Origin of the sequence: Stenotrophomonas maltophilia group sp. msm1 (genome assembly GCF_032025805.1) — a bacterium.
Lineage (GTDB): Bacteria > Pseudomonadota > Gammaproteobacteria > Xanthomonadales > Xanthomonadaceae > Stenotrophomonas > Stenotrophomonas hibiscicola.
Genome location: NZ_JAVSKH010000002.1, coordinates 102,310 through 122,945, shown reverse-complemented (window position 1 = coordinate 122,945; position 20,636 = coordinate 102,310). Strand labels below are relative to the sequence as shown.

13 protein-coding genes and 8 pseudogenes are annotated in these 20,636 nt (G+C 68.1%); 8 read left to right on the top strand and 13 right to left on the bottom strand.

Annotated elements, in window-relative coordinates:
- Positions 1-20: 20 nt before the first annotated feature.
- The 7 genes and pseudogenes from metG to ROV95_RS08150 all read right to left on the bottom strand — a co-directional run bounded on the left by metG (position 21) and on the right by ROV95_RS08150 (position 8,029).
- The gene (gene metG, locus ROV95_RS08180; protein ID WP_312543922.1) at positions 21-2,096 is read right to left on the bottom strand and encodes a methionine--tRNA ligase; all 2,076 of its coding nucleotides are present in this window, start codon (positions 2,094-2,096) and stop codon (positions 21-23) included.
- A gap of 102 nt (positions 2,097-2,198) precedes the next feature.
- Entirely contained in the window at positions 2,199-2,642 is a 444-nt protein-coding gene (locus ROV95_RS08175; RefSeq protein ID WP_262212106.1) for a DUF2147 domain-containing protein, read from the bottom strand.
- A 378-nt stretch (positions 2,643-3,020) separates the two neighbouring features.
- Positions 3,021-3,426 (bottom strand): annotated as a pseudogene (locus ROV95_RS08170) (VOC family protein).
- Complete coding sequence (locus ROV95_RS08165; protein ID WP_312544140.1) at positions 3,423-4,493, bottom strand: serine hydrolase domain-containing protein; 1,071 nt, start codon at positions 4,491-4,493, stop codon at positions 3,423-3,425. The pseudogene ROV95_RS08170 and the gene ROV95_RS08165 overlap by 4 nt, the downstream one beginning before the upstream one ends.
- A 51-nt stretch (positions 4,494-4,544) precedes the next feature.
- Positions 4,545-6,446, bottom strand: a pseudogene (locus ROV95_RS08160) (DUF885 family protein); the annotation flags it as partial.
- 94 nt (positions 6,447-6,540) lie between these two features.
- Positions 6,541-7,325: pseudogene (locus tag ROV95_RS08155) on the bottom strand (queuosine precursor transporter).
- Positions 7,322-8,029 carry a DUF502 domain-containing protein gene (locus ROV95_RS08150; RefSeq protein WP_197651462.1) on the bottom strand — a complete coding sequence of 236 codons (708 nt, stop codon included), beginning with the start codon at positions 8,027-8,029 and terminating at the stop codon, positions 7,322-7,324. The pseudogene ROV95_RS08155 and the gene ROV95_RS08150 overlap by 4 nt, the downstream one beginning before the upstream one ends.
- Before the next feature lie 76 nt (positions 8,030-8,105).
- Between ROV95_RS08150 and ROV95_RS08145 the strand changes: the two genes are divergently transcribed.
- Positions 8,106-9,425: a hypothetical protein gene (locus ROV95_RS08145; RefSeq protein WP_312543918.1), complete on the top strand. Its 1,320-nt coding sequence runs from the start codon at positions 8,106-8,108 to the stop codon at positions 9,423-9,425.
- A 19-nt stretch (positions 9,426-9,444) separates the two neighbouring features.
- Here the strand turns inward: ROV95_RS08145 and ROV95_RS08140 are convergent.
- From ROV95_RS08140 to ROV95_RS08125, 4 genes and pseudogenes are all read right to left on the bottom strand, one after another.
- Positions 9,445-9,883, bottom strand: a pseudogene (locus tag ROV95_RS08140) (DUF4442 domain-containing protein); the annotation flags it as partial.
- Positions 9,884-9,966: 83 nt separating this feature from the next.
- Positions 9,967-11,590 (bottom strand): annotated as a pseudogene (locus ROV95_RS08135) (CHASE2 domain-containing protein).
- The gene (locus ROV95_RS08130; protein WP_312543917.1) at positions 11,587-11,709 is read right to left on the bottom strand and encodes a hypothetical protein; all 123 of its coding nucleotides are present in this window, start codon (positions 11,707-11,709) and stop codon (positions 11,587-11,589) included. The pseudogene ROV95_RS08135 and the gene ROV95_RS08130 overlap by 4 nt, the downstream one beginning before the upstream one ends.
- Before the next feature lie 53 nt (positions 11,710-11,762).
- Positions 11,763-12,176 (bottom strand): hypothetical protein, encoded by a 414-nt coding sequence (locus ROV95_RS08125; RefSeq protein ID WP_312543916.1) that lies wholly within the window; start codon positions 12,174-12,176, stop codon positions 11,763-11,765.
- A 5-nt stretch (positions 12,177-12,181) separates the two neighbouring features.
- Between ROV95_RS08125 and ROV95_RS08120 the strand changes: the two genes are divergently transcribed.
- On the top strand, positions 12,182-12,376 hold the full coding sequence (locus tag ROV95_RS08120; protein ID WP_312543914.1) for a hypothetical protein: 195 nt from the start codon (positions 12,182-12,184) through the stop codon (positions 12,374-12,376).
- Between the two features lie 242 nt (positions 12,377-12,618).
- On the opposite strand, the pseudogene ROV95_RS08115 reads toward ROV95_RS08120, so the two are convergent.
- A pseudogene (locus ROV95_RS08115) lies at positions 12,619-13,098 on the bottom strand (FecR domain-containing protein); the annotation flags it as partial.
- Between the two features lie 293 nt (positions 13,099-13,391).
- A complete protein-coding gene (trxA, locus tag ROV95_RS08110) occupies positions 13,392-14,255 on the bottom strand; it encodes a thioredoxin (RefSeq protein ID WP_312543912.1) in 864 nt (287 codons plus the stop codon).
- A 124-nt stretch (positions 14,256-14,379) separates the two neighbouring features.
- On the opposite strand from trxA, the gene ROV95_RS08105 reads away from it, so the two are divergent.
- From ROV95_RS08105 to rsfS, 6 genes and pseudogenes are all read left to right on the top strand, one after another.
- The gene (locus ROV95_RS08105) at positions 14,380-14,982 is read left to right on the top strand and encodes a DUF998 domain-containing protein (RefSeq protein WP_312543910.1); all 603 of its coding nucleotides are present in this window, start codon (positions 14,380-14,382) and stop codon (positions 14,980-14,982) included.
- Between the two features lie 105 nt (positions 14,983-15,087).
- A pseudogene (gene leuS, locus ROV95_RS08100) lies at positions 15,088-17,704 on the top strand (leucine--tRNA ligase); the annotation flags it as partial.
- 151 nt (positions 17,705-17,855) lie between these two features.
- Positions 17,856-18,440, top strand: a complete 585-nt coding sequence (gene lptE, locus ROV95_RS08095; protein WP_019662114.1) for an LPS assembly lipoprotein LptE — start codon at positions 17,856-17,858, stop codon at positions 18,438-18,440.
- Between the two features lie 9 nt (positions 18,441-18,449).
- The gene (gene holA / locus ROV95_RS08090; protein ID WP_312543908.1) at positions 18,450-19,487 is read left to right on the top strand and encodes a DNA polymerase III subunit delta; all 1,038 of its coding nucleotides are present in this window, start codon (positions 18,450-18,452) and stop codon (positions 19,485-19,487) included.
- 3 nt (positions 19,488-19,490) lie between these two features.
- Positions 19,491-20,155 (top strand): annotated as a pseudogene (gene nadD / locus ROV95_RS08085) (nicotinate-nucleotide adenylyltransferase).
- Between the two features lie 58 nt (positions 20,156-20,213).
- The gene (gene rsfS / locus ROV95_RS08080; protein ID WP_005410536.1) at positions 20,214-20,624 is read left to right on the top strand and encodes a ribosome silencing factor; all 411 of its coding nucleotides are present in this window, start codon (positions 20,214-20,216) and stop codon (positions 20,622-20,624) included.
- The last annotated feature ends 12 nt before the right edge of the window (positions 20,625-20,636 follow it).

Sequence of the window (20,636 nt, the reverse complement as noted above, 5' to 3'; positions counted from 1 at the left end):
GGCCGCGCCCGCTGCAGGCATCAGCGCACCGGCATGCCCGGCTGCGCGCCGCTGTCGGCGTCCAGCAGCGCCAGCGCGCCACCGTCGAAACCGGCCGACAGGATCATGCCTTCGCTCAGGCCGAAGCGCATCTTGCGCGGGGCCAGGTTGGCGATGAACACCACGTTGCGGCCCACCAGCTGCTCCGGCTCGCCGTAGCTGCCACGAATGCCGGAGAAGATCTGGCGCTTGCCCAGTTCACCTGCGTCCAGTTCGAAGCGCAGCAGCTTGTCCGAGCCTTCCACGAACTCGCACACCAGCACCTTGCCGATGCGCAGGTCGAGCTTGGCGAAATCGTCGATGCCGATGTAGGCCGGAGCATCGGCGCTCTTTGCTTCGTCCTTGGCCGGGGCGGCCGGCTTGACCGCTTCGGTCCTGGCGGCGGGGGCGGCGGCAGCGGCCGGCTGCAGGGTGTCCTTGGAGGCGTCGATCATGGCGTCAATCTTCTTCGGGTCGATACGGGTGAACAGCGGGGTGTAGTCGGCGATGCGGTGATCCAGCAGCGGCTGCGCCAGCTCGGTCCAGTCGTTCACCGGCGCGGCCAGGAAGGCCTCGGCCTGCGCGGCGGTGGCCGGCAGCACCGGCTTCAGTGCGGTGACGAGCACGCGGAACAGGTTCAGGCCCTGGCTGCACACGGCCTGCAGCTGCGCGTCGGCGCCTTCCTGCTTGGCGATGACCCATGGCTTGACGTCGTCGATGTAGCGGTTGGCTTCGTCGGCCAGGGTCATGGTCAAGCGGATCGCCGCAGCCGGGTCGTTGCGCTCGTAGGCTTCACGGATCGGCGCCAGCCCATCGACGAAGCGCTGGTACTGCGCCGCGTCGGGCAGCTGCGCGGCCAGCTGGCCGTCGAAGCGCTTGCTGATGAAGCCGGCGCAGCGGCTGGCCAGGTTGACGAACTTGCCGACCAGGTCGGCGTTGACGCGGGCGATGAAGTCGCCCAGGTTCAGGTCGAGATCGTCGACGCCACCGCCGGACTTGGCGGCGTAGTAGTAGCGCAGCGCTTCCGGCTCCAGGCCGGCATCGAGGAAGGTACGGGCCATCACGAAGGTGCCGCGCGACTTGCTCATCTTGGCGCCGTCCACGGTCAGGTAGCCGTTGACGTGCAGGCGGGTCGGCGCGCGGTGGCCGGTACCGTGCAGCACCGCCGGCCAGAACAGGCCGTGGAAGTTGACGATGTCCTTGCCGATGAAGTGGTGCAGCTCGGTGGCGGTACCGGCGCGCAGATGCGCTTCGAAGTCCTCGCCGATCCTGCCGCACAGGGTCTGGAAGCTGGACAGGTAGCCGATCGGCGCGTCCAGCCAGACGTAGAAGTACTTGCCCGGCTGGCCGGGAATCTGGAAACCGAAGTACGGTGCATCGCGCGAGATGTCCCACGCGCGCAGGCCACCTTCGGCATTGAGCCACTCACCGAGCTTGGCCTTCACGCCTGGCAGGGCGACGTCGCCGGCCAACCATTCGCGCAGGAACGCGTCGAAGTGGCCCACCTCGAAGAAGAAGTGCTCCGAATCGCGCATTTCCGGCGTGGCACCGGAGATCACCGAACGCGGTTCCTTCAGGTCGGTCGGCGCATAGGTGGCGCCGCACACTTCGCAGTTGTCGCCGTACTGGTCGGGGCTGCCGCAGTTCGGGCAGATGCCCTTGACGTAGCGGTCGGGCAGGAACATGCCTTTGGCCGGGTCGTAGAACTGCGCCACCGAACGGCGGCTGATGTGACCGGCCGCTTCCAGCTTCAGGTAGAACTGCTCGGTCAGCGCCTTGTTGGCCGCCGAATTGGTTGAGTCGTAGTGGTCGAAGGCCACGCCGAAGGCGGCGAAGTCACGTTCGTGGCTGGCCTGGATGTTGGCGATGAAAGTTTCCGGGGTGACCCCGGCCTTTTCCGCGGCCAGCATGATCGGCGTGCCGTGGGTGTCGTCGGCGCAGACGAACCAGGCCTTGCCGCCGCTCATTCGCCGCGCACGCACCCAGATGTCGGCCTGGATGTAGCCGACCAGGTGGCCCAGGTGCAGCGGGCCGTTGGCGTAGGGCAGGGCGGTGGTGACGAGCGCGGTACGGGTCATGGTCGCGGGGTGAAGCCGAGGGGAACCGCAGAGTATCGCATGCCCGCAACGAGGTGACCCGGCCGGGGCCGGGTCACGGGGTTTAAGCGGGGGCCAAGGCGCTTATTCGCGCTGCCAGGTCTGCGCGCGGCAGATGAAGGCGATGCAGCCGGACACGTCCAGCCGGGTGCCGCCGGGCTGCAATTCCATCTTCGACTTGTAGGTCTTGCCATTGGCCGGATCGAGGATGGTGCCGCCGGACCACTTGTTGGCGCCGTCGGCCTTCAGGTTCCAGAGGATGGTCATGCCCTTCACCGGCTTGTTCCTGTTGGCGCCTTCACAGCCGTCACAGACCGGGTTCGGGCCCTTGTCCGAGTGCAGGATGTCGACCACCTTGCCGGTCAGCGTGCCGTTGGGGGCCTGGGTGATCTCGACGATCGACTTCACCTTGCCGGTCTTGTCGTCGATGGTCTTCCAGCGGCCGGCGGCGCCATCGGCGGCCTGCGCCGAGAGCGCGGCCAGGCACAGCGGCAATGCCAGCAGCAGGGTCTTGAAGGTGTTGCGCATGGTCCCCTCCCAGGGTTCATTCCGGCACGGTGCCGGCATGGGTCGACTGTATACCCATTCGGCGGGGTATGGGGAAGGGGGGCTTTGCAGGGCTGCGCCCTGCACCCGCAGAGGCAACGGCAACAGCCGAAGCAAGCGCAACAGCGAGCTATCCGTGGGATGGCGGGGCGGTGTGGGTGGGCAGGACACGCCGTAAACCCATCCATGGGGGCTCGATGGCGCCATCCATGGCGCCAACGGTCCTGCCCATCCACACCGCCCCACCTCTGACAGATTCCTGCGATCTGCCGGAATGGAACGACCTGCTCTTGGTGGGCGTCGACCTTGGTCGACACGTAGATCCATGCCATGCATGGATGAATCACGATTGAAAAACGCTCAACCGACTTCGTACAGCTCCAGCGGCAGGCCATCCGGATCGGCGAAGAAGGTGAAGCGGCGGCCGGTGTATTCGTCCATGCGGATCGGTTCGCAGGCGACGCCATGCGCGGCCAGGCGCTGGATGAAGGGTTCCAGTGCAGCCACCCGGAACGCGAGGTGGCGCAGGCCCTGGGCTTCGGGGCGGCTGGGGCGCGGTGGTGGTGAGGGGAAGGAGAACAGCTCCAGCTGGCCGCCGTCGGGCAGGGCCAGGTCCAGCTTCCAGGAGAGCGCGCGCGCGGCGGTGGTTCTCGGCCAGCACGCGCAGGCCGAGGATGCGCACGTAGAAGTCCTTCGAGCGTGCGTAGTCGCTGCAGATCAGTGCGGCGTGGTGGATGCCCAGCAGGGCGTCGGAACCGGTGTTCATTGCAGAGTGTCCAGCCAGCGCTGGGCGATCTTCTGCGCCAGCGGGTACGGTTCGGGATCGTTGCGGTTGGTCAGCACGATCACGGTCAGGTGCTTTTCCGGGTGGCGCACGATCACGTTGCGGAAGCCGATGCTCTCGCCGCTGTGCCATTGCACCGGGCCGTTCAGGCGCCAGCCGAAACCGTAATGCGGCACGTCCGGTTCCGATGTGGCCGTGGCCGGGCTGAACATCGCGCGGCGCGAAGCCTTCGACAGCAGCCGGTCGTCATGCAGCGCGGCGTCCCAGCGGGCGAGATCGTCCAGCGAGGAATAGATGCCGCCATCGCCGAGCACGGCGCTGGTGGTGCTCTGGTCGGTGCGCTGCCAGCGGCCGTCGATCCGGCTGTAGCCATAGGCGCGCGCGGCGACCGTGTCCACGCCGTCCTGGTGGGCCACGGTATGCGCCATGCCCAGTGGGCGGAAGATGCGCTGCTGCAGGAAGGCGGCGAAATCCTGGCCGGACGCGCGGCCGACGATCAGGGCCAGCAGCGCGTAGCCGCTGTTGCTGTAGCGGTACTGCGTGCCGGGTGCGAAATTCAGGCGGTCCTCGCGCGACAGCAGGGTCAGCACGTCGGCGTCATGCACCTGCCGCGTGTCAGCCGGGTCCATCAGGTCTTCGTAATCGAGCAGGCCGCTGGTGTGCGAGAGCAGTTGGCGGATCGTGATGGCCGCTGCAGCCGGCGGCAGTTCGGGCAGCCACTGTCGTGCAGGCTGATTCAACCGCAGCCGTCCATCCTCCACCAGCAGCAGCACCGCCGCAGCGGTGAACTGCTTGCTGACCGAGGCCAGCCGGAAGTTGCTGGCGGCAGTGACCGCAGTACCGTCCTCCACCACTGCCAGGCCGTAGCCACGGCGGAACACCGGCTGCCCGTCATGCAGCACCAGCACGGCGGCGCCGGGCACCCGGCCATCGTAGGCCTGCATCAGGCCGTCGATGCCCGCATCCGGTGGGGTCAGCACCGGCGCGGCGGAGCCCGCCACTGGCAGCAGGCCCAGCACGACGGCGAACAGGGCGACGGCAGGGCGCATGGCGGCTCCGGAGGGGTCAGGGTGAAGGGCTGGTGTGGCGCTGGCGGGCTGCGCCATCCAGCGTTCCATCTTGCGGCCCAGCACGTCCAGCGGCATGGAGCCGTCCTTCAGCAGTTCGGCGTGGAAACGGCGCAGGTCAAAGGCGGCGCCCTGGCGTTCCTTGGCCTTGTCGCGCAGAGCGACGATGGTGGTCAGGCCCGCCACGTTGGACAGCGCCTGGCCGGGCTGGGCCATGATCCGCTCGACTTCGGCGTTGGCGTCGTCGCTGCTCATGTCCACGGTCTTCTGCAGGTAGGTGACGGCCTGCTGCTTGCTCCAACCCTGTGCGTTCACGCCGGTGTCGGCCACTACGCGGGCGGCGCGCAGCAGGCGCGAATACAGGTAGCCGATGCGGTCGTAGGGATCGGTGTAGATGCCCAGGTTCTCACCCAGCGTTTCGGCATACAGGCCCCAGCCTTCGACGAAGGCGAGATCGCCACCGAGGCGGCGGAAGCGTGGCAGCTTGGCCAGTTCCTGCTGCAGGCCCAGCTGCACGTGGGCCGGGAATCGCTTCATGCAGGTACTGCACCGGGTTCCAGCGCTTGCGGCTGGGCAGGTCGCGGGTGTTCACGTACAACACGGCCGGTTGTCCGGCTGCGGACGGCTGATAGGCCGCTGCCGCGGCGGTGAGCGCACGCTCCGGTTCCACCGCACGGACGTCCAGTGCGGACTTCGGCAGCGTATCGAGCACCTGCGGCAGGCGTGCGTTGACCTGCTGCTGCACCTGGCGGTAGCGGTTGATCAATGCGTTGGCGTCACCGTACTGGAACTGGCGGTCGTTGCGCATGCTGCGCAGCAGCTTGGTCGGCGTGCCGCGCAGCTTGGCATCCTTCATCACGGTGGCAATCTGCGCCTGCAGCTCCTGCACGCGTTGCTCGCCCAGCGCGTGCAGTTGCGCGGCGTTCTGGTCGCTGGCGGTGGTCTGCACGATCAGGCTGGCGTACCAGGCCTGGCCATCGGGCAGCGCGCCCAGGCCGCTGCTGGTGCGCGTGGCCGGCAGGTATTCGGTGGCGATGAAGCCGCGCAGGGCGCGGTAGGCCGGCATGATGCGCAGCTCGATCATGCGCTTGTACTCGGCGCTGATGCGCGCCTTGTCCTCCGCCCCGATGGTGTTGGGCATGGTGCGGATCGGCGACCAGAAAATGCTCTCCTCGGCGGTCGGCTTGATCACCGCATCCAGCTGCGGCAGCACTTTTTCCATCAGGTCGCGTGGTTGCACCACGCCGGCCTTCATGCCCTGGCGCATGTTGTCGATGGCCTGGTCGAACAGCTCGGGAATGCCCAGCGAACGGCGTGACCAGGTGTCGTAGTCCTGCACGGTGTTGAATGGCTGCGCGCCCGCACCGGAGCCGAGGATCGCCATGATGCTGCCGATGTTGTAGTACTGGCTGATCGGCATCATCCAGCTCGGGTAGCGTTCGGCGACCAGTGAGGCGCGCGTCGCGCACGAAGATCTCGTAGCTGAGCAGGTCCTGGCCCTGCAGGCCGTCACTGCCGAGTTTTTCGACCTTGCCCAGCCACTGCGTGGTGAAGTCGTGCGACTGCTGGCGCCAGGCGGCGGACAGACAGGATGTTGGGCAGCTGGTCGTTGTAGCGCGATTCCCCCTGGAACGTGGCCTGCAGCGGGTTCAACCGCATCGAGGCATCCCAGTATTCATCGTACAGGCGCTCCAGCTGCACCTGCTTGGGTACGGCCCGGGCCGGGGCGACCGGGCGGGGCGCGGCGCGGCGCGCCGAGCTGCCACGCGCCGGCGCGGTGGCGCGGGCGGGCCTGGCCTTGGGCTTGGCAGCCTGGCGGGTCTGCGCGGCGGCAGGGCGGCTGGCCTTCTTCTTCGCTGCTTCGGCCGACGGCACGGCGCTGAACAGGAACAACGCGGCGATGGCGACGGCCAGGACGCGGGTGGGATGCGGCATCAGGAGCTTCCGTGGAACACAGACCGTGGAGCTTGCACGATCCGGCCGCGTACGGCCAGCGTGAGGGCGCAGTCAGCTTTCCGCTGCTGGGGCTTCAGTCAGCCGCAGCGGCAGCCCGCAACGATGCGGCCCGCTCGGCCCCCAGATAGCGGTGATGGCACGCCGCATCAGGTACAGCAACGGAATCAGTGCGATCGCAAAACCCATCTTGTAGATGTAGTTGACGCTGCTGACCGCCAGGAACAGCGAGGTCGGCCAGTGTTGCGGGCCCAGCACGAAGGCGATCCAGATCACCACGAAGCTGTCCACCACCTGCGAGATCGCGGTCGATCCAGTCGCACGCAGCCACACGTGGCGCTCACCGGTCGCCTGGCGGATGCGATGGAACACGGCCACGTCGATCAGCTGGCCCAGCAGGAAGGCCACCAGCGAACCGGCGATGGTCCACATGCCCTGGCCGAACACCGCTGCGAACGCGGCCTGGTAATCGGGCACGCCGTGGCCATCCATCGACGTGACCCACCAACTGGCCGGCGCCAGTGAAATGGCGGCGAAGGCGAACAGGAAGCCGTAGCCGATCAGCACCACCGCCAGCCACGAGATGAAGCGCACGCCGCGCTTGCCGAAGAACTCGTTGATGGTGTCGGTCATGATGAACACCACCGGCCACAGCAGGGTGCCGGCGGTGAAGCTGAGCGAGCCGGTCTGGCCGAACAGGTTCCAGTTCAGTGGAGCGATGCCGAGGGTGTCTTCCAGCGCGAAGATCTTCACCCCGATCAGCTCGGCCAGCACCGCATTGCCGCAGAAGAACGCGGCCAGCACGATGAACAACAGGACCGCGCGGTCCTGCAGCGGGCGCTCGATCGGCGCCGGGGTCATTCGGTGCGTTCGCCGGTGCGTTCGCCGGTGCGTTCGCCGGCGCGGGTGAACGGCACGCTGGACGGCGCCACGGCTCCGCCGGAAATGATGAAGCTCATGGCCTGGTCGACGGTCCAGTCGGTCGGGGTCAGCAGTTCCACCGGCACGATTTCCAGGTAGCCCGAGGTCGGGTTCGGCGTGGTGGGCACGTACACCGCGGCCAGCTCACGGTCGGTGCCGTGTTCCTTGATCACGCGGGTGACCAGGCCGACCGATTTCATGTCGCGGTGCGGGAAGTCGATCAGCACCACGCGCTGGGTGCTGCCCGGCTCGGTCTGCAGCATGTCCAGCAGCTTCTTGGCACTGTCGTAGATGATGCTGGCCAAGGGGATGCGCTTGATGACCGCGCCGACCCAGCGCAGCAGGCGCTGGCCAAGCACGCGGCGGCTGGCCACGCCCACCGCCAGGATCACCAGCAGGGTCGCCAGCAGGGCGATGGTGTCCTGGATCCACTCGGCGCGGACCCAGCCCAGATAGTGCGGGAAGCTGGTTGCGATCTGTTCGGACAGCGGCACCACCAGCGGGCTGGAAATACCCGACAGCAGCACGAACACGAACTTGACCACGACCCAGGTCAGCCAGATCGGCAGCAGGGTCAGCAGGCCGGTCAGGAACAGGCGCTGCAGGGAGGGGCGGGGGACCAGGGCGGGGGCTTCGAGCGACATGCGCGCATTGTAGCGGTCACGGCCGGTCGATTACGCTGGGGAATCGACTGCGGCAACGGCACATGGAAGGGAAGCTGTGTTGAAGATTCTGCGCGGACTGGGCTGGACCCTGGCAGGCCTGCTGGTGCTGGCCATCGTGGTGTGGTGCGCCTCGCGCATGTGGCCGGTGCCCGAATCGCGCCTGCAGGCGCAGCAGCGACTGGAAGCACGCCTGCCGGTGAGCGGCCGCAATGGATATGCACTGTTGTGGACGCTGCCGTTCGACGATCTGGATGCCCAGCAGCGCGAGCAGGCGCTGGCCGAGGATGTACGGCGCTGGGAAGCCGATGCACATGGCGGAAGCAGCGGCCGGACACACCTGGTAGCCAACCATGCCGAGCTGCACTCGCGGCCCGGGGCCAGTTGCGGGCCGGCCGCCAGCGCCAGCTGTCTCGCCCAGGTCCGCGCGGACCCGCAACGCTTCGTGGAGGCCCACGCCGGGCACCAGCAGTTGCATGCGCGGCTGGATCAGCTGGCCGACGCCGACTACTTCGCGTCGCCGTTCCCGCCGAAGGGCGAGGGCATTCTGGTCCCGTTGCCGGCCTATGGCGTGATGATGGACGCCACCAGTGCACGCGCGCTGGCCTATGTGCAGGGTGACATTGACGGTGCCCTGCGTGGTGCCTGCCGTGGCCTGCAGCTGGGCCGGCGGCTGGTGCCCGGCAGCAGTTATCTGGTCGAGAGCATCATCGGTGCCAGCCTGGTGCAGGCCAATGCCCAGCTGCTGGCCGACATGCTGGTTGAACTGCCTGCCGACCACCCCCTGCCGGCCGAGTGCGAACAGGCCATGCAGCCGTTGCGGGCCGAGGAACAGAGCCTGTGCCGTGCGATGCAGGGCGAGTACGCGATGAGCCGGGCGGCGATCGAGTCCTCGGCCCGGGAATTTGGTGGCGTCCTGGTGCTGGATCGGAGCAGCACGTTGGCGCGCGTGGCCGGCAATCTTGGCTGGGCCTGTGGCGCAGCCGCCACGGCCGCGCTGGAGGCCGATCGGCCGCTGCCGTTACAAGCGCCGCCGCAGCGGGATTTCGGTTGCCTGTCCAATGTGATGGGGTGCGTGCTGACCGAGATTGCCGCGCCCGTCTATCCTGCGTATTCGTCACGGTCCCAGGACGCGGCGGCGATGCTGCGCCTGCTTGGCGCCCAGCGCTGGTTGCGGCAGCAGGCGCAAGACCCGGCTGAGGCGCTGCAGCGGTTGCCTGCGCAGTTCCGCTCGCCGGTGCGGTCGCCGCAGCTGTCCGCAGATGGCCACCATCTGCAGGTGCCGCGGCGCTCTCCAGCGCGCAGCGCTGATGAGAACCCGTGGCTGACGGTACCGCTGCAGGCGGAGCCAGCTTCGGCTGCCTTGGCGCGCGATTGAGGCGCGCTCGCTCAGCGTGTGGCTTCAACCGCAGGTAGACCTGCTTGCGCACCTGGGCGACCACTTCGCCGCTCTCATCGACCACGTCGTTGCTGAACCAGCGCAGCACCTTCTCACCACTGGCTGCTTCCGTGCGCAGTTCATCCAGCAGCGCGTCGTCGATGCGGAATGACGTGCGTACGGTGCCGCGGCGGGCCGGGGAAGTCGATGGCGCCTGCTCGGTCCCACACGTAGTAGTCGCGCCCGAGGATGTGCAGCAGGCCCAGCATCCAGAATGGATCGGTCATCGCGAACAGGCTGCCGCCAAAGTGCGTGCCGACGTAGTTGCGGTTCCATGGCCGCAGGCGCAGCTCGACATCTATCTGCCGGTAGTCCGGCGTGATGCGGGTGACATGGATGCCGGTGAACAGGAACGGTGGCCAGAGATTGATACCGAAGCGGAACAGGTGAGCGTTCATGCGGGTGCGGGTGCGGGGACGCAGGGCGAGGCGCCCAGTCTAGCCATTCGCATGCGTATGTTGCACCCCGGCGGCGGCGAGGGTCACGCCTTGTCGTCGATCACATACCCGTCGCGGCCGTTGGCCTTGGCCTGGTACAACGCGGCGTCGGCGCCTTCGACGAAATGATGCGGTTGCAGCGTGCCGTCAGGCACGCGGGTGAACACGCCGATGGTGAGGGTGACGGCACCGTCGCTGCCATCACCGGGGGCCGGCAGTACACGCACGCAGGCGATCAGGTCCTCGACGACCTGGCGTGCGCCTTCGGCCGGGGTATCCGGAAGCACCAGTGCGAACTCATCGCCACCGTAGCGCGCGGCCATGTCGCGTGGGCGCCGTGCATGCGCACCGATCAGCCGTGCAACATCGCGCAGCACGCGGTCGCCGACCTGATGCCCGTGGCGGTCGTTGTGGCGCTTGAAATGGTCGACGTCGATCAGTGCCAGGCTCAAGGACCTGCCACTGCGGCGCGCGGCATCGCATTCCTGCTGCAGTGACTGCTCGAAACGCAGGCGATTGCCGAGGCCGGTCAGCGCATCACGGTTGGCCTGGCGGTGCCAGGCCGAGATCCGCCAGATCGCCCAGGACAGCAACACCAGCAGGATGCCCAGCATTGCGCTTGCCGGTGCCCACCACAGGTCACCGGCACGCAACAGCAACCAGCTCAGCAGCGGTGGAAGCGGCAGCGAGCACAGTGCGGCAAGCCATGGCAGGCGAGGCCGAGCAGGAGCACGCACAACGCGGCCAGCACGCCGCTGATGGCGTGCTGCCAGAGGCGTGGCAGCAGATCGATCTGCTTGTGCTGCAGCAGCATCGACGCGATGTTGGCCTGGTATTCGCTGCCGCTCATCCAGTACTCGCGGGTGGTCGGGGTCAACAGCCGCGGTGCGATGCCGCTGGCCGTCATGCCCACCACGATGCGGCGGCCATGCAGCATCGCCGTGTCCACGTGACCATCAAGTACGTCGGCATAGGACACCTGCGGCAGGCGCTCGGGCGGCCCCGCATAGCGCACGCGCACGTAGTCGTCGCGTCGCCACTGATAGGGCGAACCGATCTGCGGATCGGGATCGGGCAGGCCGTGCACCGTGCCCGGCGGCAGGTCGGCCAGCGCCAGGCCCAATGCCGGCCAATGGGCCTTGCCGATGCCCGCATGCAGATACACACCGCGCGCGACGCCATCGCCGTCCACTTCCACATCGGTATGGCCGATTGCCGCAGCACTGCTCGCGATCTGCGGAATCGGCAGCATTTCCTCGGCCATGCGGTCGCCGGCGGCCGGCGCCGCCAGCACTGGCAGCACCACCCGGCCACTGCGGCGGATCGCTGTGGCCAGTTCATCGTCCTGCTGGCTGTCGCGTCGATCCGGCTCAGACAGCATCAGGTCCAGTGCGATGCGCTCGGCACCGGCGTCGGTCAGCCGGTCCAGCAGGCGCGCATGGACCGAACGGGGCCAGGGCCATTGGCCGATGCGCTGCAGGCTGCCCTCGTCGATGGCCACGATCAGCACGCTGGGGTCGGGGCGGTACTCCCAATTTCCAACCATGGCGTCATAGGCGGCTTCGTCCGGCGCCACAGCCACTGGCCGTGGCTGGCGATCACCGTCAGCACGCCGGCCAGCAGTGCCAGCAGAATCCGCTTCGACCACGGCAGCGGCGAGCGCCTCATAACAACAGCAACAGCAGCAGGGCGCCGCCACCAGCGCCGTAGCACAGACGGCAAGGCAGCTTGATCTGCTGGGCCGGCGAGTACTCGCCCGCATGCCCGTCGTCGTCGATGTACTGCACGCGCACATGCAGGGTGCCGCTCCACGGCTGCTTGAAGCTGACCTGCGGCTCGCTTACGGTCTGGTCGACCAGGGGGCCCGGAAGTCGCCTCGACGGTCCACCTGCACCCGGTACCGCTGGCCTTCGCTGCCGGCCTGCCAGCGGAGGGTCAGTTCGCCACGCGTGGCCTCAGGCGGCGGCTGCAGGGCCGGGTCGACCGGTTCATTGCTCAGTTGCAAGGGCAGGGCCTGGCCATAGCGGCCCTGGTGGCCGTTGCCATCGCGCGAGGCCACCCGCCAGAAGTACTGGCCGGGCGGCAGCGGCTGCGCCAGGCGCAGGTCGGTGCCCGGGGTGCTTTGTTCCTGCAGCGGTTGCTCGAAGTTCGGCTCGGCGGCAATCTGCAGCACGCTGCTGCGCGCACCGGGCGCCTGGCTCCAACGGAAGCGCGGTCGGTCGCTGTTGATGGTCTGCCCGTGCAGCGGGGCCACCGTCAGTGGCGGCGGGGCTGGTCGCCGAGTTCGAAATCGGCGCTGGCGTCGAGGCCTTCCACACCCTGCGCATCCACGGCGCGCAACAGGATGCGCAACTGGCCGGGGGCAGGTCGCCGATCGCCAGCCGGGTATCGGTGGTGGTGGCGGCAAACAGCAGGATTTCCGGCGTTGCCGACAGCACCACTTCAACGCGGTAGCGGGCGGCGCCGTCGACGGGGTCCCAGGCGAGGAGGGCCGGCAAGGGCGCCAGGCGCATGCCGTCGCTGCGCAGCTGCGGTGCTGGAAGAAGGGCGGAGACAGCATCCGGCGCCGTATCGGCGCTGCTGCTGAGGCTGGCCTGTCCAGGCTGGACCAGGCGCTTGCCGTGGATGTTGCCGACCTGCACCTTGCCCTGCAGCACTTCGGTGGCAGCCACATGGCCGGCGTCACCGGCGCTGACCCGGAATACGGTACCGCGTACGCTGCTGGTCGCCGTAGGTGCATCGATGATGTAGCGCGAGGCGGGGCCACGGGCAGGCGTCACCCGGTTGCTGGCGCGGCCCTGCTGGAGGCGCACGCGGGTATCGACCATGCCGGTGTGGCCGTAACGGCTGAGCTGGTCCAGGCGCAGCCGGGAATGCTCGCGCAGCTGCAGGCGGGAAGCGTCGGCGAATTCAAGCGTGACGCTGGAGTCGCCCTCGGTCTGCACCGTGTCACCGATGCGAAGCTGTTCCCCGGCCAGTAGCGCGCGCGTGGCGCTGCCATCGGCGCCGGACAGTTCGACCTTGCCCCTTACCGACAGCACGCGGGCGGGGGCTGGTTCGATGCGCAGCCAGCTGATCGGGAAGCGCAGCAGCTGCCCCGGCGGCAGCTGGTAGGGGTTGTCGATGCGGTTGTGCTGTTGCAGCTGCTGCCAGCGTACCGAGGGCTTGAGATACAGGCCACCCAGGTCCCACAGGGTATCGCCGGGACGGACCCGGTAGTTCCAGTCGGCCGCGGCAATGGCCGGCAGGAAGAGAAGAGCGCAGAGCAGCAGCGCCCTGGAAGCGCATGGCGAACGACAGCGAGCGGACGAAGGTCACAGTTTGCAATCCCGGCAATGCGGGGGCGCAGCTGCAAGACCCCATGGCCCCGACCTCATCCCCCGAACGGATCGTGGCGGCCGCACGGCCGCCATCCAGTGCATTATTGCCCGCGTTCAGTGCAGGGATTCTGAACGAGGACGGCTCCCGTTCAGAACAGCAGCGAGGCCATCCGGCGACGGTACTGGCCGACCAGGTCCTCGTCGGAGATCACATTGAAGGCGTCGATCAGGGCCTTGCGCGGCAGCCCTTCCTCGAACGTGCGGTCGATCCGCAGCATTTCCAGGAACTGGGCCAACGCAGCTTCGTCATGGCCCCCGAGCAACAGTTGCACGCCGCGCAGATGGCGGGCCTTGAGGTCCTTGCCATCGGCGGCGATGCGGGCGTCCAGCACTTCAGCGGCCGGGGCATCCTTCAGCGCGGCGGCGAAGGCGAAGGCCAGGCGGGCGCGGGCACGCACGGCGCGGTCGTCGGTGGCCAGATTGGCGGGCAGGCCGTCGATCAGGGTGCCGGCTTCGTCCACGCCACCGATCTGCAGCAGGGCCAGGGCCAGGTCGAGCTTCAGCTCGTCCTTGTCCGGCTCGGCGGCGATCTGGGCACGCAGCACATCGACCTGCGCCTGCGGGTCCAGCGGGGCGTCATCTTCGGGCGCGGCGTCGCCGACATCGGCCGGCACGATGCCGTGCTGGGCCAGGAACTCACGCAGCTGGCCTTCCGGAATCGCGCCCGGGAAGCCATCCACCAGCTGGCCGCCCTTGACCAGGAACACGGTCGGCACCGAGCGGATCTGGAAGGCCGCTGCGATCTGCTGTTCCTTGTCGACATCGACCTTGGCCAGTTCGAAGGCGCCGTTGTACTCGGCGGCCAGTTTTTCCAGCATTGGGCCCAGGGTCTTGCACGGCCCGCACCAGGTGGCCCAGAAGTCGACCAGCACCGGCGTCTGCAGCGACTTCTGCAGGACTTCGGCCTCGAAGGTCGCAGTGGTGGCGTCGAATACGTAGGTCGTCTCGGTCATGGGGGAGGCATCGTTTGGCGTCTGGAGTCCGATTCTATGGTGACGATCGATGCCGGTCTCAACCCGGGTTGTGGTAAATGCCTGACAATGCAGTCTTCCTCTCGCCGTACTTTCCGGAGTCTGCATGTCGTCCCTGTCCCCGTTGCTGCGCCTGCCTGGCCTGGTCGCCGCGCTGCTGTTTGTACTGGCAGTGATCGGTTTCGGCGCCGGCCTGGACGGCTACGCACAAGCCCGTCATCCGGTGGCACTGCTGGGCGCGCAGGGGGTGCCGCATGCGCTGGCCTTCAATCTGCTGGGCTTCGTGCTGCCGGGCCTGCTGGCGGCGATCGTGGCCGAGTGCCTGCGCCGCGGGCTGCCGGCAACCGCCGGCTGGGCGCCACGGGTGGGCAGCCAGATGCTGCTGGCTGGCCGGGTTGGCTTCGCCGCGATGGGGTTGCTGCCGCTGGATGTGGATGACCTGCACGGGCCGGCCAGCCAACTGCATGCCAGCGCCTGGATGATCTGGGTGCTGGGTTTTGTCGCCGGAACCCTGCTGCTGGCCGTATCCGGTCTGCGCCAGGTGCATGGCCGCGCGCTGGGCGTACTGGCGCTGGGCTGCGGCATGCTGGCCGCGCTGGCCGCGTTTGCCCCGCAGGGCGTACTGCCGGCGCCGCTGGCACAACGGCTGGCGTTTGCGTGCTGGGCAGTCTGGCTGGGGGCGGCCCTGCCGCTGTCGCGCCCACGCTGAGACGCCTCCCGGGGCGTCGCGGCGCCTGCCTCCGGCGGGCAGGATTGGAGACGTTTGCCGCACTGCGGTACGCTGTACCGCTTTGCCGCCGCATCCGCGTGTTCCATGACCAGCGCTGAAACCAACGCCTACGACCCGCAGCAGGTTGAATCCGCCGCCCAGCAATACTGGGACGCTACCCGTGCCTTCGAGGTCGACGAGACTTCGGACAAGCCGAAGTACTACTGCCTGTCGATGCTTCCGTACCCGTCCGGTGCGCTGCACATGGGCCACGTGCGCAATTACACGATTGGCGACGTGATCAGCCGCTACAAGCGCATGACCGGCCACAACGTGCTGCAGCCGATGGGCTGGGACGCGTTCGGCCTGCCGGCGGAAAACGCCGCGATCAAGAACAAGACCGCGCCAGCGGCGTGGACCTACAAGAACATCGACCACATGCGCAGCCAGCTGAAGTCGCTGGGCTACGCCATCGACTGGTCGCGCGAGTTCGCCACCTGCCGCCCGGATTATTACGTCCACGAGCAGCGCATGTTCACCCGCCTGATGCGCAAGGGCCTGGCCTATCGCCGCAATGCGGTGGTGAACTGGGACCCGGTCGACCAGACCGTGCTGGCCAACGAGCAGGTCATCGACGGCCGCGGCTGGCGCTCGGGTGCCCTGGTCGAGAAGCGCGAGATCCCGCAGTGGTTCCGCATCATCACCGACTATGCCCAGGAGCTGCTGGATGGCCTGGACGAGCTGGACGGCTGGCCGGAATCGGTAAAGACCATGCAGCGTAACTGGATCGGCCGTTCCGAAGGCCTGGAGATCCAGTTCGACGTGCGCGATGTCGACGGCAGCGCGCTGGACCCGCTGCGTGTGTTCACCACCCGCCCGGACACGGTGATGGGCGTGACCTTCGTGTCGATTGCCGCCGAACCGCTGGCGCTGCACGCGGCGAAGAACAATCCGGAACTGGCCGCGCTGCTGGTCGACCTGAAGCAGGGGGTGTCCGAAGCCGAGCTGGAAACCCAGGAAAAGCGCGGCATGGATACCGGCCTGCGCGCGCTGCACCCGGTGACCGGCGAGCCGGTCCCGGTGTGGGTCGCCAACTTCGTGCTGATGGGCTACGGCACCGGCGCGGTGATGGCGGTGCCGGGCCATGACCAGCGCGACAATGAAGTGGCCAACAAGTACGGGCTGCCGATCAAGCAGGTCATCGCGCTGAAGGATCCGCGCACCGACGAAGAGCGCACCTGGGACGGCAGCCGCTGGGGACTGACTGGTACGACAAGAGCCGTGCCTTCGAGCTGGTCAACTCGGCCGAATTCGACGGCCTGGACTTCCAGGGCGCGTTCGAAGCGCTGGCCGAACGCTTCGAGCGCAAGGCCCAGGGCCAGCGCCGCGTCAACTACCGCCTGCGCGACTGGGGCGTGAGCCGCCAGCGCTACTGGGGCTGCCCGATTCCGGTGATCTACTGCGCCAAGTGCGGCGCGGTGCCGGTGCCGGAAGAACAACTGCCGGTGGTGCTGCCGGAGGACGTGGCGTTCTCGGGTACCGGTTCGCCGATCAAGATCGACCCGGAATGGCGCAAGACCACCTGCCCGGACTGCGGCGGTGCGGCCGAGCGCGAGACCGATACCTTCGACACCTTCATGGAGTCGAGCTGGTATTACGCCCGCTACACCTCGCCGGGTGCCCGTGACGCTGTCGACAAGCGCGGCAACTACTGGCTGCCGGTGGACCAGTACATCGGTGGCATCGAGCACGCGATCCTGCACCTGATGTATTTCCGCTTCTACCACAAGCTGCTGCGCGACGCGCGGATGGTGGACAGCAACGAACCGGCGCGCAACCTGCTGTGCCAGGGCATGGTGATCGCCGAAACCTATTACCGCCCGAACCCGGACGGCTCGAAGGACTGGATCAATCCGGCCGATGTGGAAGTGCAGCGCGACGAGCGCGGCCGCATCACCGGCGCCACCCTGATCGCCGACGGCCAGCCGGTGGTGGTCGGTGGCACCGAGAAGATGTCCAAGTCGAAGAACAACGGCGTGGACCCGCAGGCGATGGTCGGCAAGTACGGCGCCGACACCGTGCGCCTGTTCTCGATGTTCGCCGCGCCGCCGGAGCAGTCGCTGGAGTGGAACGAGGCCGGCGTGGACGGATGGCCCGCTTCCTGCGCCGCCTCTGGGCCCAGGTGCAGAAGCATGCCGCCGACGGCGCCGCCCCGGCGCTGGATGTTGCAGCACTGGACGCCAACCAGAAGGCGCTGCGCCGCAAGACCCACGAAACCATCGGCAAGGTCGGTGACGACTACGGCCGCCGCCACAGCTTCAACACCGCGATCGCTGCGGTGATGGAGTTGATGAACGCACTGGCCAAGTTCGAGGACGGCAGTGAGCAGGGCCGTGCGGTGCGCCAGGAAGCGCTGCAGGCCATCGTGCTGCTGCTGAACCCGATCACCCCGCATGCCAGCCACGCCCTGTGGCAGGTGCTGGGTCACGCGGAGACGCTGCTGGAAGACCAGCCGTTCCCGCAGGCCGATGCCAGTGCGCTGGTGCGCGACGCGCTGACCCTGGCGGTGCAGGTCAACGGCAAGCTGCGTGGCACCATCGACGTGGCGGCCGACGCCGCGCGCGAGCAGGTGGAGGCACTGGCGCTGGCCGAGCCCAACGCGGCCAAGTTCCTGGAAGGCCTGACGGTGCGCAAGATCATCATCGTGCCGGGCAAGATCGTGACATCGTCGCCGCCTGATGTATCCGCACCGGCGCCCGCGAGGTGGCCGGTGCCATTCCGGTGCAGGGCCAGGCGTCTGATGGCCCTGCATTCACGCGGCTTCGGGCAGGCTGTGTGTTGCCGTGATCGCCCGGCTCCGCCAGACTGTCTCCATGACCCGAATCCTGCTTGCCCTCGTTCTTGTCCTCGGCCTTGCCGGCTGCGGCTTCCATCTGCGCAACAAGCTGATGCTGCCCACCGACACCGCCCCGGTGAAGGTGGTATCCACCGCCCCGTACAGTGAACTGGTCAAGCTGCTCAACCGCAGCCTGCTGGCTTCCGGTGCCAGGCTGGCTGATGAGGACAGCAACGAACCCAGTACCCAGTTGCAGGTGCTGTCCGAGCGCTGGGGCGACCTGCCGATCGCCATCGACTCGCAGGGCCGCGCCCAGGAGTACAGCCTGCGCTATGCGGTGATCTTCATCTTCCGTCGCGAGGATGGCAGCGAACTGGTGCCGCAGCAGGTGATCGAGCTCTCGCGTGACTACGTGTCGCCACCGACCGACGCCACCGGTACCACCACCGAACGCGAGATCCTGGCCAACGAGCTGCGCCGGGAAATGTCCGCCTCGATCATCCGCCGCATCGACAGCGTGGTGCGTGCCGAGCTCGAGAAGGGCGGCAGCCTGTCGGCGCCGAAAGCCAAGCCGATTGAAGGCGCGGTACCGGCCGAGCCGGTCCCCGCAGCCAAGCACTGAGCCGCGGCCATGGAACTGCGTCCGGAGCAGCTGGCCAGCCAGGGCGCTGATACCGCGCTGGCGCCGGTCTACCTGATTGCCGGCCCGGAAACCCTGCGTGTGCTGGAGGCAGCTGACGCCATCCGCGCACGCGCACGCGCCGCCGGCATCGGCGAACGTGAAGTGTTCGACGCCGATGGCCGTGATTTCGACTGGAACCAGCTCGACGCCAGCTTCAACGCGCCCAGCCTGTTCAGTGCCCGCCGCCTGGTTGAGGTGCGCCTGCCCAGCGGCAAGCCTGGCAGGGACGGGGCCGAAGTGATCAGCCAGTTCTGTGCCAACCCGGCGCCGGACGTGGTGCTGATGATCACCGCAAGTGAATGGAGCAAGGCCCACCAGGGCAAGTGGGCCGAAGCGATCAACCGCATCGGCGTGCTGTCGGTGGCCTGGGCGGTCAAGCCGCATGAATTGCCGGACTGGATCGAGCGCCGCCTGCGTGGCAAGGGACTGCGTGCCGATCCTGCCGCCGTGCAGCGCCTGGCCGAGCGGGTGGAAGGCAATCTGCTGGCTGCTGCCCAGGAAATCGATAAGCTGGCGTTGCTGGCCGATGGCCAGCCGCTGGACGTGGAGCGCATGGAGTCGCTGGTGGCCGATGCCGCCCGCTATGACGTGTTCCGGCTGGTGGAAGCGGCCTTTTCCGGCCAACCGCCGGCGGTGCTGCGCATGCTGGCCGGACTGCGCGGCGAGGGCGAGGCGGTGGCTGCGCTGATGCCGATGGTGATCCGCGAGCTGCTGGCGGGCGCTGGCCTGGCCCGGGTGCAGGCCCGTGGCGGCAACCTGGCGGCTGAAATGAAATCGCGCGGTATCTGGGAATCGCGGCAGGCCCCGTACAAGCGCGCGCTGCAGCGGCATCCGGAAAGCAAGCGTTGGGAACGCTTCGTGGCCGAAGCCGGGCTGGTTGACCGCATCGCCAAGGGCCGCGCCGAGGGTGATGCCTGGCTGGCGCTGGAGCGCCTGCTGGTGGTGGTGGCCGAACCGCGTGCCGTGCGCCTGTTGGCGCGGGCCTGAGCAATGAGCCTGCGGATCTATTACGGGGGCACCTTCGATCCGGTGCACACTGGGCACCTGGCGATCGCGCGTGCGGCCCGTGATGAACTGCAGGTCGCCGTGCGCCTGCTGCCGGCCGCCGATCCGCCGCACCGCGCGGTGCCCGGTGCCACCGCTGAGCAGCGCTGCACGATGTTGTCGCTGGCCATCGGCGACGAGCCGGGGCTGTTGTTGGACCGCCGCGAACTGGATCGTGCCGCCCGCTGCCCCGGTCGTCCGTCGTACACCGTCGACACCCTGCGCGAGCTGCGTGGCGAGCTGGGCCCGAGCCGGCCGCTGGCCTGGCTGGTGGGCGCCGACAGCCTGCTGGGCCTGTCCGGCTGGCACGAATGGGAGGCCCTGTTCGACCTGGCCCACTTCGTGGTGGCCGAACGGCCGGGCAGTCCGTTGCAGGCGTCGATCGATGGCGAGCTGGGGCGTGCCCTGCAAGGGCGCTGGGCCGACAATGAGCAGGCCCTGTTCGCCAGCCCGGCCGGGCGCGTCCTGCGCCTGCACCACCCGCTGCGCGAGGAATCAGCCAGCGCCGTGCGCTCGCAGATTGCCGCTGGCGGCCCTGGCGCGCACTGCTGCCACCGGCCGTGGCCGACTATGTCGCTGCACACGGGCTGTACCGCCCGGCCACGGCGTGAATGGCGCGGCCGCGCCATCCCCGTATAATCGCCCCCACGTTTATCGAGTCGATCCACTTTGAGCAACCAGACCCAGCCCCAGACCATCAAGGTCGATCTTCCCAGCCCGCCGCCGTCCGTGCCGGAACTGCTGGCCAGCGTCCGCCAAGCCACCGAAGACCTGAAGGCCAAGGACCTGGTCGAGATCGACGTGCGCGGCCGGTCCAGCGTTGCCGATTACATGATCGTCGTTTCGGGCACCTCGACCCGCCACGTCAAGTCGATTGCCGATGAAGTCGTGCGCTTCGCCAAGAACCTGGACGTGATGCCACTGGGCGTGGAAGGCGAGCGCGAGGCCGAGTGGGTGCTGGTCGACCTGGGCGACGTTATCGTCCACGTGATGCTGCCGCGCGTGCGTGAGTTCTACGCCCTCGAGCGCCTGTGGACCGTCGGCGACCAGCCGCCGTCCAGCGACGACGAAGTGGCCTGAGCCACACGATGA

What these genes read in the sequence shown, in the direction of transcription:
- metG (WP_312543922.1), bottom strand. Translation starts at nt 2,096, where the DNA reads ATGACCCGTACCGCGCTCGTCACCACCGCCCTGCCCTACGCCAACGGC.
- ROV95_RS08175 (WP_262212106.1), bottom strand. Translation starts at nt 2,642, where the DNA reads ATGCGCAACACCTTCAAGACCCTGCTGCTGGCATTGCCGCTGTGCCTG.
- ROV95_RS08165 (WP_312544140.1), bottom strand. Translation starts at nt 4,493, where the DNA reads ATGCGCCCTGCCGTCGCCCTGTTCGCCGTCGTGCTGGGCCTGCTGCCA.
- ROV95_RS08150 (WP_197651462.1), bottom strand. Translation starts at nt 8,029, where the DNA reads ATGTCGCTCGAAGCCCCCGCCCTGGTCCCCCGCCCCTCCCTGCAGCGC.
- trxA (WP_312543912.1), bottom strand. Translation starts at nt 14,255, where the DNA reads ATGACCGAGACGACCTACGTATTCGACGCCACCACTGCGACCTTCGAG.
- ROV95_RS08105 (WP_312543910.1), top strand. Translation starts at nt 14,380, where the DNA reads ATGTCGTCCCTGTCCCCGTTGCTGCGCCTGCCTGGCCTGGTCGCCGCG.
- lptE (WP_019662114.1), top strand. Translation starts at nt 17,856, where the DNA reads ATGACCCGAATCCTGCTTGCCCTCGTTCTTGTCCTCGGCCTTGCCGGC.
- holA (WP_312543908.1), top strand. Translation starts at nt 18,450, where the DNA reads ATGGAACTGCGTCCGGAGCAGCTGGCCAGCCAGGGCGCTGATACCGCG.